We start from the raw sequence: 13,257 nt of genomic DNA, 5'->3' as shown, positions 1-13,257 counted from the left end.
GAGGTCGCCGGGTGGCGGCGTGCTCGTCGTCCTGGCGGTCGTCGGGACCGGCGTGCTGGTCCTGCCGCTCGTCGCCCTGCTGCTCGCGACCCCGTGGTCGGACCTGCCCGCGCTCGTCGCCGACCCCGCGGTGCTGCAGGCGCTGCGCCTGTCGCTGCTCACCGCCGCCTGCACCACCCTCGTCGCGCTCGTCCTCGGTGTGCCGCTCGCCTGGGTCCTCGCGCACGACGACCTGCGCGGCGCGTGGCTGCTGCGGTCGCTCGTCACGGTCCCACTCGTCCTGCCGCCGGTGGTCGGCGGCGTCGCCCTGCTGCTCCTGCTGGGCCGCCGCGGCCTGCTGGGTCGCTCCCTCGACACCTGGTTCGGCGTGACCGTGCCCTTCACGTCGGCCGCGGTGGTGCTCGCGCAGCTCTTCGTGTCGCTGCCGTTCCTCGTCCTCGCGGTCGAGGGTGCGCTCCGGGGTGCCGACCGGCGCCGGGCGCTGGCCGCGCAGACCCTCGGCGCCTCGCCCGCCTACGTGCTGCGCCGCGTGACGCTGCCGAGCGTCGCCCCCGGCGTGGCGGCCGGTGCCGCCCTGTGCTTCACGCGCGCGCTCGGGGAGTTCGGCGCCACGGTGACGTTCGCCGGCAGCTTCCCCGGCACGACGCGCACGATGCCGCTGGCCGTCTACCTCGCCCTGGACACGGCCCCCGAGCAGGCCGTCGCGATGTCCGTGCTGCTGCTCCTGCTCTCGGTCGCCGTGCTCGTCGCGCTGCGCGGCCGGTGGCTCGGCGGCCTGCCGGCGGCGCACGCGGCACGCACCACGCGGGTGCGCGCATGACGCTCGAGGCGCACGTCCGCGTGGCGCGCGGCGGGTTCCGGCTGGACGTCGCGCTCCGGGTGCCGCCCGGGTCCGTCCTCGCCGTCATGGGGCCCAACGGCAGCGGCAAGTCCACACTCCTCGAGGTGATCGCGGGCCTGGTCCCCCTGACGGCCGGCCACGTCCGCCTCGGCGGCGAGGACCTGGCCGACGCGGCCACGGGGCGGCACCTGCCGCCCCACGAGCGCGGCCTCGGGGTCGCGCTGCAGGACGGGCTGCTGTTCGGTCACCTCTCGGCACGGGAGAACGTGGCGTTCGGGCCACGGGCGCAGGGGGTCGCGGCCGCCGCCGCGCGGTCCGCCGCGGACGCGCTCCTCACGGACGTCGGCCTGGCGGGCCACGCCCGGACGCGGGCCGACCGCCTCTCCGGCGGCCAGGCGCAGCGCGTGGTCGTCGCGCGCGCCGTGGCCGCCCGGCCGCGCGCGTTGCTGCTGGACGAGCCGTTCGGGGCGCTCGACGCCGCCACCCGCCCCCCGGTGCGCGCCGTCGTGCGCCGCGCCGTCGCGCGCGGGATCCCCGCGGTCGTCGTCACGCACGACCTGCGCGACGCCCTCGACCTCGCGGACGTGCTCCTGGTCCTGCAGGACGGGGCCGAGGTGCAGCGCGGCACCCCCGCGGGCGTGGTCGCCGCACCGTCGACCCCCTACGTCGAGCAGGTCGTCGCGGGACTCGCCTGAGCACGCCGGGCGGCTCGCAGGTCGTCACGCAGGTCGTAGCGTGGCCGTCGTGGCTCCCGTCCCCGCGCTCGTCGTCGTCCTGACCGGTGGCACGGCCCGCCGCCTCGGCGGCGTGGACAAGACCGCGATCGACGTCGGGGGCCGGTCCGTGCTCCAGCGGCTCGTGGACGGGTTGCGGCCCTGGCCGGTCGTCGTGGTGGGGCCACGGCAGGACGTGGTGCCCGCCGTGCTGTGGACCCGCGAGGAGCCTGCCGGCTCGGGTCCGTTCGCGGGCGCGGCCGCGGGCGTGGCGGCCGGGACGCGCGCGCACCCCGGCACCGAGGTCGTCGTCGTGCTGGCCGGGGACCAGCCGTTCGCCGCGGCGGCCGTCGCCCCGCTGCTCTCCGCGCTCGAGGAGGCGCCGGCGGCCGACGCCGCGCTCGCGCGCGGTCCCGACGGGCGCGCGCAACCGCTCCTGGCCGCCTACCGGCTCACCGCGCTGGGCCACCGGCTGACGGGCGAGGTCCGCGACCGCCCGGCGCGGCTCCTGGCCGACGGCCTGCGCACGGTCCTCGTGGACGTGGGCGCCGCGACCGCGCTCGACGTCGACGACGCCGACGACCTCGCCGCCGCGCGCCGGGTCGTCGAGGGCGTCAGCCGGTCGCCGGACGCCGGGCGCTGAGCAGCGCGTCGACCTCGGCGAGCGCGGCGGCGACCGCAGCCGCGACGTCCTCGCCGTGCGCGCCCGCGCGGCCCGCCGCCAGACCCACGACGTACGCGGTCAGCGGTGCGGCCGGCCGCACGACACCGTGCGCCACGTCGCGCACCATGTCCAGGACGGCGTCCTGGGTGGCCGTGACCAGCGCCGGGTCGACCCCCAGTGCCGGGGCGACCTGCCCGGTCCAGTCCTGCATCGCGTCCACCGCCACCTCCGTGCCCGCAGCCTAGACGTCGCCGGGCGGCGGCGTGGCGGAGGCGTCGTGCGCCCGCGGGGCGTCGAAGGCACCGGCCCGTCGCCGCGCCGAGATCTCCTCGACCACGTCGGCCTGCTCGCGTGACCGTTCCACCAGCGCGTCCAGGCGGTCCCCGTCCAGCCCGAGCGCGTCGGCGTGCTCGCGCAACGTCATCCAGCCGAGCCGCTTGCCCTCCAGCCCGGACCGCAGGATCTCCAGCTCGAGCACGACGGACAGCGGGGACCTGCTCCAGGCCCGGCCGTTGGGCTTGAGCCGGGCCACCCGCTCGGCCAGCGCCGCGGCGACGTGCTTCCACCGCGACAGGGAGAACCCCAGGTCGCGTGCCGTGGCCTCGTGGATCCCGCGCTCCTCGCGGAGCTGGCGCGCGAGCAGCGCGAGCGCGGCCGCGTCCTCGCCCTCGTCGAGGTTGCGGCTCATGCGCTCGACGCGCGCGGCGACCGCGCTGGCACCGGTGATGTGGTCGTTGATGTACGTGCGGACGAGCGTGAGGTCGACGCGGGGGTCGGGCTGCTGCGCCATGGCGTCCTCCTGGGTCGGCGTCCCTCGATCCTGCGGTGCGCGGGTGCGCCGCGCACGCCGGGACGCCGCCGTCAGACGCTCTCGGTACGCGGGGCCGGCGGCGGACCGGCCTGCGCGGCCTCGCGCTCGACCATGCGCTCACGCCGGCTCGACTCGCGCGGCCGGTACACCACGCGCGAGTGGAACGTGAACCGCACGACGAACGCGACGACCAGGGTGATGGCGGTGGCGAGCACGGCGGCCACGTGCATGGTCTCCACGAGCAGCGCCATGACGGGCATCCGGATCAGCGTCTCGACGTTGTTGAACGTGAACGACTGCCCGAACCTGGCCCAGACCCCCTTGCCCTCGTGGCGCAGGTCCCGGAAGACGAAGCGCTCCTGGAGGAGGAAGTTGCCGACGATCGTCAGCTCCGCGGCGACGAGCGCCGCGAGCAGCCACGGCGCGCCCAGCCAGGTCAGCAGCGCGACGATCGCGACGTTGGCGACGGCACCCATCCCGCCGATGATCGCGAACCGGGACATGCGACCGAAGCGCAGACCCGCGAGCTGCCACATGAAGTGGACGCCCTGGGCGAGGTTCGCCTTCGACTCCCCGGCGAAGCGCGAGCCGAACACGAACGGCACCTCGACGACCCTCATCGGGTGCCGGGCGAGGATCTCGAGGAGGATCTTGAAGCCGCGCGGGCGCAGCGCCTCGAGGTCCACGGCGGACCGGCGGACCGCGAAGAACCCCGTCATCGGGTCGGAGCAGTCCCGCAGCCGCACGGGGAACATCGCGCGCGTCACGGCGGTCGAGGTCGACGAGACCGCCTGACGGACCACGCCCGACAGCCCGGCGCTCGACCCGTCCCCGATGTAGCGCGACGCGACCGCGACGTCGACGTCGGGCTCCTGCACCCGCGCGACGAGGCTGCCGATCAGCTCCGGCGGGTGCTGCAGGTCGCCGTCCATGACGAGGAAGTAGGGCGACGTGGTCGCGCGCACGCCCTCGAGCACCGCACCACCGAGGCCGCCCACCGGGGCGTCCCGGTGGATCACCCGGACGGGGAGCTCGGCGGTGGGGGCGACCGCCCGCACGACGTCGGCGGTGTCGTCCGACGAGTCGTCGACGAACAGCAGGGCCGCCCGCAGGCCACGGGTCGCCTCGCCGACGCGCCGCACCAGCTCGGCGACGTTCGGGGCCTCGTTGAACGTCGGCACGATGACGGTGACGAGCGTGTCCCCCTGCTCGGGCGTTGCGGTCATGACGGGCCTCGCTCTGCTCTCCGACGTCCTCGCCCACACTGGCGAAGGTGCTGACACGGTAGCCGACCCGGCCCGGGAGTCCGAAGGGACGCCGGGCCCTAAACGCTTCGAGCACCCGGGTGCGCGACTCCGCGCCCGCGCGGGCGCGGGCGCGCTCTGCCAGCATGACGCACGTGAAGCGCGACATGACCGCCCACCTGTCCCTCGAGGTCACCTCGCCCGCCCGCCTCGTGCTCGAGGTCGCGGTCGCGGCCGTGCACGACCCGAGCGAGCTGCTGACCGTGACCTCGGCCGGGCGCCCCGTGCAGGCGCGCGAGGTGGTCGACCCGCACGGGACCCGGCTGCACGTGCTCGACGTGGACCCCGGGCCGCTGACCGTCGACTACCGCGCCACCGTGTCCGGCCGCGTCGAGCAGGAGCCGGGCGCCGCGTCGGACGAGCTGGTGTACCTGCGGCCGAGCCGCTACTGCGAGTCCGACGTGCTGGCGCCGACCGCCCGCGCGGAGTTCCGCGGGCTGGCGGGCGTCGACCTGCTCGCGGCGGTCAGCTCGTGGGTCGGCACGCGACTGGCGTACGTCCCCGGCGCGAGCCTGCCCACCGACGGCGCCGTCCGCACGCTGCTGGCGCGCCAGGGCGTGTGCCGCGACTACGCGCACCTCGTCGTCGCGCTGCTGCGCGCGCTCGACGTCCCCGCACGCGTGGTCGCCGTCTACGCCCCCGGGCTGGACCCCATGGACTTCCACGCGGTCGCCGAGGCCTGGGTGGACGGGCGGTGGCGGGTGGTGGACGCGACGACGCTCGCGCCGCGGTCGACCCTCGTGCGGATCGCCACCGGCCGCGACGCGTCCGACACCGCGTTCCTGTCGGTCCACCGCGGCACCGCGGACCTGCGCGAGATCGTCGTCTCGGCCGTCGCCGACGTCCTGCCCGACGACGACGTCCGCGACCTGGTGTCGATCGGCTGACCCCGTCGAGGCACCCGCGGGGCCGGACGTGACGCCGGGCACACCCGCTCGAGGCGCCGAGATCCCGGCTGGCTGGCACGCTGAGCCCATGCACATCTGGCCCGGACGCCCCTACCCCCTCGGCGCCACCTACGACGGCACGGGGACCAACTTCGCGTTGTTCTCCGGCGTCGCCGAGCGCGTCGAGCTGTGCCTCATCGACGACGACGGGACGGAGACCCGCGTCGACCTGCCCGAGGTCGACGCCTTCGTGTGGCACGGCTACCTGCCCGCGATCGCCCCCGGCCAGCGGTACGGCTACCGGGTGCACGGGCCGTACGACCCCGCGTCGGGTCACCGGTGCGACCCCTCGAAGCTGCTGCTCGACCCGTACGCGAAGGCGATCGACGGGCAGATCGACGGCGACGCGTCCCTCTACTCCTACACGTTCGGGGACACCGACACCCGCAACGAGTCGGACTCCGCCGGGCACACGATGACGTCGGTCGTCATCAACCCCTTCTTCGACTGGGGCCACGACCGCCCGCCGGAGCACGAGTACCACGAGTCGGTCATCTACGAGGCCCACGTCAAGGGCCTGACGCGGCTGCACCCAGCCGTGCCGGAGGAGCTGCGCGGCTCCTACGCCGCCCTCGGGCACCCCGCGGTCGTCGAGCACCTGTCGACCCTGGGCGTCACCGCGATCGAGCTCATGCCCGTGCACCAGTTCGTCAACGACCCGTCGCTGCAGGAGCGCGGTCTGTCGAACTACTGGGGCTACAACACGATCGGGTTCTTCGCGCCGCACAACGGCTACGCCTCCATGGCGGGCACCGGTCAGCAGGTGCAGGAGTTCAAGTCGATGGTCAAGGCGCTGCACGCCGCGAACATCGAGGTCATCCTCGACGTGGTCTACAACCACACCGCCGAGGGCAACCACATGGGCCCGACCCTGAGCTTCCGGGGCATCGACAACGCCAGCTACTACCGACTGGTCGACGACGACCCGTCGCACTACTTCGACACCACCGGCACGGGCAACTCCCTGCTCATGCGCTCGCCGGCGGTCCTGCAGCTGATCATGGACTCGCTGCGCTACTGGGTGACCGAGATGCACGTCGACGGGTTCCGCTTCGACCTGGCCGCCACCCTCGCCCGGCAGTTCCACGAGGTCGACCGGCTGTCGGCCTTCTTCGACCTCGTGCACCAGGACCCGGTGATCTCCCAGGTCAAGCTCATCGCGGAGCCGTGGGACCTCGGCGAGGGCGGCTACCAGGTCGGCGGCTTCCCTCCCCTGTGGACCGAGTGGAACGGCAAGTACCGCGACACGGTGCGCGACTTCTGGCGCGGCGAGCCCTCGACCCTCGGGGAGTTCGCGAGCCGCCTGACGGGATCGTCCGACCTCTACGAGCACACCGGCCGCCGGCCGATCGCCAGCATCAACTTCGTCACCGCGCACGACGGGTTCACCCTGCGCGACCTGGTGTCGTACAACGACAAGCACAACGAGGCCAACGGCGAGGACAACCGCGACGGCGAGAGCCACAACCGCTCGTGGAACTGCGGCGTGGAGGGTCCGACCGACGACCCCGAGATCCTGCAGCTGCGCGCCCGCCAGCAGCGCAACTTCCTCGCGACCCTGCTGCTGTCCCAGGGCGTGCCGATGCTCGCGCACGGTGACGAGCTCGGCCGCACGCAGGGCGGGAACAACAACGGCTACTGCCAGGACGACGAGATCACCTGGGTCGACTGGGACCTCGACGAGGACCGGCAGTCGCTGCTGGAGTTCACCCGCCGCGTGATCCACCTGCGCCGCGACCACCCGGTGTTCCGCCAGCGCCGGTTCTTCGCCGGCGCCGCGGAGCACGGCGGCGAGTCCGACCTGCGCGACATCGCCTGGATGACCCCGACCGGTGGCCACATGTCCGACGAGGCGTGGTCGTCGGACCACGCGTTCGCGGTCATGGTGTTCCTCAACGGCGACGCGATCGACGAGCCGGACATGCGCGGCCAGGACGTCGTCGACGACTCGTTCCTGCTCCTGTTCAACGGGCACTGGGAGAAGAAGCAGTTCCAGATGCCCGGCGCGGAGTACGGCGCGGCCTGGACCGCGGTGCTCGACACGGACTCGCAGGTGCGACCGGGGCGCGAGATCCGCTCGCGCGGCAAGGTGACGCTCGCGCCGCGCTCCATGGTGCTGCTGACCCGCCCGCCCGAGGGCGAGGCGCCCTCGGCGTCCGGCAGCGGCGCGGCCGCGACCGCGGCCCGCGAGGCCACCAAGGCCTCCCGGGCCGGCGCATGAGCGAGCCGGGCGCCGAGCGCGCGGTCCCCGAGCGCAGGTCGGTCCGGGCGCCGCACCGGGTGCCCGTCTCGACGTACCGCGTGCAGCTCGGCAGCGACCTCACGTTCGACGACGTCGCCGCGCGGGTGCCGTACTACTCGACCCTCGGGGTCACGCACGTGTACCTGTCGCCGGTCCTCGCCGCCGCTCCCGGCTCGACGCACGGGTACGACGTCGTGGACCACGACGAGGTCGCGGCCACCCTGGGCGGGGAGGCGGGCCTGCGGCGCCTGGCCGAGGTCGCCCACGGCGCCGGGCTGGGTCTCGTGCTCGACATCGTGCCCAACCACATGGCGGTGCCGACGCCCGTGTGGCACAACCGCGCGCTGTGGTCCGTGCTCGACGCGGGCCCGGACTCCCCGTTCGCGGCGTGGTTCGACGTCGACTGGTCCGCCGGCGACGGCGCCGTGCTCATGCCCGTCCTCGGTGACCGGATCGGCGCCGTCCTCGCACGGGACGAGCTGCGCCTGGTCGAGGAGGACGTGCCGGGCGTCGGCCCGCGCACGGTCCTGCGCTACCACGACCACGTGTTCCCCGTCCGCCCGGGCACCGAGCAGCTCCCGCTGGCCGAGCTCGTGGAGCGCCAGCACTACCGGCTGGCGTACTGGAAGGTGGCCGACGAGGAGCTCAACTACCGCCGGTTCTTCGACGTCGGCACGCTGGTCGCGGTGCGGGTGGAGGACCCCGAGGTCTTCGACGCGACGCACGCCCTGGTCCTGCGGCTGCTGCGCGACGGCGTGATCGACGGCCTGCGCATCGACCACCCCGACGGCCTGGCCGACCCTGCCGGGTACCTGGCCCGGCTGCGCGAGGCCACCGACGGCGCGTGGGTGGTCGTCGAGAAGATCCTCGCCGGGACCGAGGAGCTGCCCGACGACTGGGCGACCGCCGGCACCACGGGGTACGAGGCGCTGTGGCGCGTCCAGCAGACGTTCGTGGACCCGGGGGGTGCGGGTGCGCTCGGCTCGGTCATGCACCGGCTCACCGGTGACGTGTCGGACGCGTTCGAGGACGTCGAGCAGGGCGCCAAGCGCGAGATCGTCGACGGCCCCCTGTACGCCGAGGTCCACCGCCTGACCAACCTCGCGGCCGAGATCTGCCACGAGGACCTGCGGCTGCGGGACCACACGTGGCGGGCGCTCGAGGAGTGCCTCGTCGAGCTGCTCGTGGCGTTCGACCGCTACCGCGCCTACGTGGTGCCGGGCGAGACCCCGCCGTCGACCTCGGTGTCGGTGCTCACGTCGGCCGCACGGCGTGCGCGGCGGCACCTGGGCGCCGAGCGCGAGGCGACGATGGACGTGCTGCTCGACCTGCTGCTGGGGCGCGAGGCCGGCTCGGCGGGACGCACCCGCGACCCGCGCCGTGACGAGCTCGTCGTCCGGTTCCAGCAGACCTGCGGCGCGGTCATGGCCAAGGGCGTCGAGGACACCGCGTTCTACCGCTGGACGCACCTGGTGGCGCTGTGCGAGGTCGGCGGCGAGCCGGTGCGCTTCGCGACGACGCCCACGGACCTGACGGCCTGGGCCGCGCGCACGCAGGCGGCCGCGCCGCTGGGCATGACGACGCTGTCGACGCACGACACCAAGCGCAGCGAGGACACGCGTGCGCGCCTGGGCGTGCTGTCCGAGGTGCCGCACGAGTGGTCGGCCCTGGTCGAGGAGCTGCGCCGCGTCTCGGCGCCGTACCGCGGGACGCTCCTGGACGGACGCACCGAGTACCTCCTGTGGCAGACGCTGGCGGGGACGTGGACGGACGACGGGCCGATCACCGAGGACCGCCTCGTGGAGTACCTCACCAAGGCCGTGCGGGAGGCCAAGTCGCACACCTCGTGGACGGCGCCCGACACCGCGTACGAGGACGCGGTGCTGTCGGCCGCCCGGCGGGCGCGCACCGACCCGGCCGTGCTCGGGCTGCTGGCCGACTGGGAGGTGCGCACGCGCTCGGCGGTGCGGGCCGCGACCCTGGGCACCAAGCTGGTGCAGCTCACCCTGCCGGGGGTCGCCGACGTCTACCAGGGCACCGAGGTGCCCGACCCGGCGCTGGTCGACCCGGACAACCGCCGCCCGGTGGACGCCGCCGACCTGGTGGCGCGGCTGGCCCGGCTCGACGAGGGTGCAGGTCCCCGCGGTGCAGCCGACGAGAAGATGCTGGTGACCTCCCGCGCGCTGCGCGTGCGTCGCGACCTCGCGGAGGCGTTCATCGGCCCGGACGCCGGGTTCGTGGCGCTGCCGCACTCGTCGGGTCACTCCATGGCCTACGCCCGGACGGTCGCGGGCGAGCCACGGGTCGTGGTCGTCGCGACCCGCCTGGCCGCGGCGGTCGACCGCCTGGGCGGGTGGGCGGACCACACGCTGGCGCTGCCCGACGGCACGTGGCACGACGTCCTGACCGACCGGGCCGTCGCAGGTGGTGTGCAGCGCGTGGCCGACGTGCTGGAGCGCCTGCCGGTCGCGCTCCTGGTCCGCGAGGAGGCCTGAGATGGCGCTGACGCCGCGCCTGTGGGCGCCGTACGCCGAGCACGTCGCCCTCGTCCTGCCGGGCGACGACGCACGGTCCGACCTGCGGGCCGAGGCGGACGGGTGGTGGGTGGCCGACGTGACCCTCGAGCACGGGACGGACTACGCGTTCTCGCTCGACGGCGGCGACCCCCGACCCGACCCGCGCGCCGCCTGGCTGCCCGCCGGCGTGCACGGACCGGCGCGGGTGTTCGACGCCGACCGGTTCGCCTGGACGGACGCGGGGTGGAGCGGCGTCGACGTGCGCGGCGCCGTGACGTACGAGCTGCACGTCGGGACCTTCACGCCGCAGGGCACCCTCGCGGCCGCGGCCGACCGGCTCGAGCACCTCGTGCAGCTCGGTGTCGACGTGGTCGAGCTGCTCCCGGTCGCGCCCTTCAACGGACGCCACGGGTGGGGCTACGACGGGGTGGCGCTCTACGCGGTGCACGAGCCGTACGGCGGCCCGCAGGCCCTGCAGGCGTTCGTCGACGCCGCGCACGCGGTCGGGCTCGCCGTGTGCCTGGACGTCGTCCACAACCACCTGGGTCCCTCCGGCAACTACCTGCACGAGCTCGGCCCCTACTTCACCAGCGCGCACAGCACGCCGTGGGGGGACGCGATCAACCTCGACGGCGCGGGCTCCGAGCACGTGCGACGGTGGATCTGCGACTCGGTGCTGCGCTGGGCGCGCGACTTCCACGTCGACGCCTTCCGCCTCGACGCGGTCCACGCCCTGGCCGACGACTCGCCGCGCCACCTGCTCGCCCAGCTCTCGGACGAGGTGGGCGAGCTCGCCACCGCCCTCGGGCGACCGGTCGGCCTCGTGGCCGAGTCGGACCTCAACGACGTCGCCAGCCTGGCGACGACGCAGGACGGCGGCTGGGGCATGACCGCGCAGTGGGCGGACGACGTCCACCACGCGATCCACGCGCTGGTCACGGGCGAGCAGCACGGCTACTACGTGGACTTCGGGTCCCCGGAGGTCCTGCGCACCGCGCTGACGCGGGTCTTCGTCCACGACGGCGGGATGTCCACGTTCCGGGGCGAGCCGTGGGGCGCGCCCGTGCCGGACGACGTCGACGGTCACCGCTTCGTCGTGTTCGGCGCCAACCACGACCAGGTGGGCAACCGCGCGCTCGGGGACCGGCCGTCCGCACGCGTGGACGCCGGCGGTCTGGCAGCCCAGGCCGCCCTCGTGCTGCTGTCCCCCTTCACCCCCATGCTCTTCATGGGTGAGGAGTGGGGGGCGAGCACGCCGTGGCGGTACTTCACCGACCACCCGGAGCCCGACCTGGCGCAGTCCGTGCGGGAGGGGCGCACGCGGGAGTTCGGGGGGCACGGCTGGGTCGACCTGTACGGCGGCCCCGTCGACGTCCCCGACCCGCAGGACCCCGCCACGTTCCGCGCCAGCGTGCTGGACTGGTCCGAGCCGGCTGCCCCGGAGCACGCGCGGCTGCTGGAGTGGCACCGGGTGCTCGTCGCGCTCCGCCGCGCGGTGCCGGACCTCGCCTCGGGCGACCGGCACCGGACGGAGCTCGAGGTGCTGGACGCCCCGAGGACGGACGCGCCCGGGTGGCAGGGCGTCCTCGTCCTGCACCGCGGCGACGCGCGCGTGGTGGTCAACCTCGCGCACGCCCCCGCCGCGGTGCCCGTCCGGGCCGCACGCCCGCTGCGGGTCGTCGCGGCGTGGGACGGCGGCGCCGTCCACCCCTCGACCACGCCCGACGACCCGCTCGTGGTCGACGTGCCGGCGCGTGCCGTCGTGGTGCTCGCCTGAGGCGCCGTTCGGTTCAGCGCGACGCCGCAGCGAGCTCGGCGCCCTCGGCGGCGAGGGCGCCGAGGCGGGACAGCGCCCGGTAGTACTTCTTGCGGTAGCCGCCGGCGAGCATCTCGTCGGTGAACAGGTCCGCCCCGGCGGCCGCGTCCGAGGTTGCCTCGCCCGCGAGCGCGACCGGCACGTCACGGTCGTAGAGGCGGTCGACCAGCACGACGAGGCGCAGCGCGACGTCCTGCCGCGCGACCCGGTGCACACCGGTGAGCCCGACGAGGTCGATCCCGTCCAGCAGGGCGCCGTAGCGGCTGGGGTGCACGTCGGCGAGGTGCCCCAGCAGCGTGTCGAAGTCGTCGAGCGTGGCGTCGTCGCGCGCCGCCACGACCGCGCGCACGTCGTCGGCGTCGAGCGTGGCCGCGTGGGTCGTCACCGTGCGGTGCCGGTGGTCCTCCCCGTCGATCCGCAGCACCTCGAACCGGTCGGCCAGCGCCTGGATCTCCCGCAGGAAGTCCTCGGCGGCGAAGCGTCCCTCACCCAGGGAGCCGGGCAGCGTGTTGGACGTGGCGGCGATCGCGACCCCGCGGTCGGTCAGCTCGCGCAGCAGGCGGGACATCATCACCGTGTCGCCGGGGTCGTCGAGCTCGAACTCGTCGATGCACAGCAGCCGCCGCTCCCCCAGCGCGTCCACCGTGGCGGCGAAGCCGAGCGCGCCCACGAGGTGCGTGAGCTCGACGAACGTCCCGTAGGTCGTGCGCTGCAGACCGACCGCGTGCGCCAGCGACGCCAGGAGGTGGGTCTTGCCCACCCCGAACCCCCCGTCGAGGTAGACCGCGGGCACGCTCGCGGCGGCGCGCCGCCGCCACCACGCACCGCCGCCGCGCGCGGGCCGGGCGAGCTCCTCGGCGACCTCGCGGAGGCGGTCGAGGGCGCGCTGCTGCGCGGGGTGCTCCGGGTCGGGCTGGTAGGTGTCGAACGACTCGTGGGCGAAGTGCCGCGGGGGGACGAGCTCGGCCAGCAGGCGGGCCGCCGGGACCCGGGGGTGGCGCGCCGTCAGCGAGGGCAGGGTGGCGGTCACGCCCGCGGTGGCGGGGTCGGCAGAGGTCACGGACCGACGATACGTCCCACGACCCGAGGCGCGGGCCGGGGTCGCAGGTCCCGGGTGACGCGCCCGACCGGGTCCTGGACGACTGTCCACCCCTCGAACACATGTCTCGCGATCCGGACGACTCCTCCCGCATCGCCCGCCGGCGTGCCACCCTCGTCGCGTGAGCCTCCCCGGGAACCGCGACATGTGTCGGTGCTGTCGCGCCGCTGCGGTCCCGTGTGCCTGCTGTCCGCGGAACCGCTGACCCGCCCCGTCCCCCCACGGGCGCGTGGTCCGCGCCCGGTACCCACGACCTCGTCGTCGTGCGCGGACGCGTGAGCACGCACCCCCAGCACCCCGGAGG

The 13,257-nt window shown here is 74.9% G+C and carries 11 protein-coding genes; 7 read left to right on the top strand and 4 right to left on the bottom strand.

All coding sequences use genetic code 11. The annotated features are described in order from the left end of the window. Positions 1–19: 19 nt before the first annotated feature. Genes modB through mobA form a run of 3 tightly spaced genes read left to right on the top strand, consistent with a single transcriptional unit; the run spans position 20 to position 2,197 of the window. Complete coding sequence (gene modB, locus Cph01nite_RS07595) at positions 20–820, top strand: molybdate ABC transporter permease subunit (RefSeq protein WP_239069121.1); 801 nt, start codon at positions 20–22, stop codon at positions 818–820. Continuing rightward, positions 817–1,536, top strand: a complete 720-nt coding sequence (locus Cph01nite_RS07590) for an ATP-binding cassette domain-containing protein (protein WP_203672901.1) — start codon at positions 817–819, stop codon at positions 1,534–1,536. The genes modB and Cph01nite_RS07590 overlap by 4 nt, the downstream gene beginning before the upstream one ends. Before the next feature lie 49 nt (positions 1,537–1,585). Next, positions 1,586–2,197 carry a molybdenum cofactor guanylyltransferase gene (gene mobA / locus Cph01nite_RS07585; protein WP_203672898.1) on the top strand — a complete coding sequence of 204 codons (612 nt, stop codon included), beginning with the start codon at positions 1,586–1,588 and terminating at the stop codon, positions 2,195–2,197. On the opposite strand, the gene Cph01nite_RS07580 is transcribed toward mobA, so the two are convergent. The 3 genes from Cph01nite_RS07580 to Cph01nite_RS07570 form a co-directional block, all read right to left on the bottom strand. Then, a complete protein-coding gene (locus tag Cph01nite_RS07580) occupies positions 2,169–2,429 on the bottom strand; it encodes a DUF6457 domain-containing protein (RefSeq protein WP_308439428.1) in 261 nt (86 codons plus the stop codon). The two genes, mobA and Cph01nite_RS07580, sit on opposite strands and share 29 nt — an antisense overlap. A gap of 30 nt (positions 2,430–2,459) precedes the next feature. Next, complete coding sequence (locus Cph01nite_RS07575; RefSeq protein WP_203672894.1) at positions 2,460–3,008, bottom strand: hypothetical protein; 549 nt, start codon at positions 3,006–3,008, stop codon at positions 2,460–2,462. Positions 3,009–3,079: 71 nt separating this feature from the next. Continuing rightward, positions 3,080–4,255: a glycosyltransferase gene (locus tag Cph01nite_RS07570; protein WP_203672892.1), complete on the bottom strand. Its 1,176-nt coding sequence runs from the start codon at positions 4,253–4,255 to the stop codon at positions 3,080–3,082. 173 nt (positions 4,256–4,428) lie between these two features. On the opposite strand from Cph01nite_RS07570, the gene Cph01nite_RS07565 reads away from it, so the two are divergent. The 4 genes from Cph01nite_RS07565 to treZ all read left to right on the top strand — a co-directional run bounded on the left by Cph01nite_RS07565 (position 4,429) and on the right by treZ (position 11,815). Further along, positions 4,429–5,220, top strand: a complete 792-nt coding sequence (locus Cph01nite_RS07565) for a transglutaminase-like domain-containing protein (protein WP_203672890.1) — start codon at positions 4,429–4,431, stop codon at positions 5,218–5,220. An 88-nt stretch (positions 5,221–5,308) separates the two neighbouring features. After that, complete coding sequence (glgX, locus tag Cph01nite_RS07560; protein ID WP_203672889.1) at positions 5,309–7,501, top strand: glycogen debranching protein GlgX; 2,193 nt, start codon at positions 5,309–5,311, stop codon at positions 7,499–7,501. Next, positions 7,498–10,017, top strand: a complete 2,520-nt coding sequence (gene treY / locus Cph01nite_RS07555) for a malto-oligosyltrehalose synthase (protein WP_203672885.1) — start codon at positions 7,498–7,500, stop codon at positions 10,015–10,017. The genes glgX and treY overlap by 4 nt, the downstream gene beginning before the upstream one ends. 1 nt (position 10,018) lies before the next feature. Beyond that, positions 10,019–11,815: a malto-oligosyltrehalose trehalohydrolase gene (gene treZ / locus Cph01nite_RS07550; RefSeq protein ID WP_203672874.1), complete on the top strand. Its 1,797-nt coding sequence runs from the start codon at positions 10,019–10,021 to the stop codon at positions 11,813–11,815. 13 nt (positions 11,816–11,828) lie between these two features. Here the strand turns inward: treZ and zapE are convergent, their stop codons facing one another. Next, on the bottom strand, positions 11,829–12,914 hold the full coding sequence (zapE, locus tag Cph01nite_RS07545; protein ID WP_203672870.1) for a cell division protein ZapE: 1,086 nt from the start codon (positions 12,912–12,914) through the stop codon (positions 11,829–11,831). Positions 12,915–13,257 lie beyond the last annotated feature (343 nt).

It is taken from the genome of Cellulomonas phragmiteti (assembly GCF_016862775.1).
GTDB lineage: Bacteria > Actinomycetota > Actinomycetes > Actinomycetales > Cellulomonadaceae > Cellulomonas > Cellulomonas phragmiteti.
The sequence above is the reverse complement of the archived record's forward strand: the minus strand, read 5'-3'. Positions and strand labels throughout refer to the sequence as shown.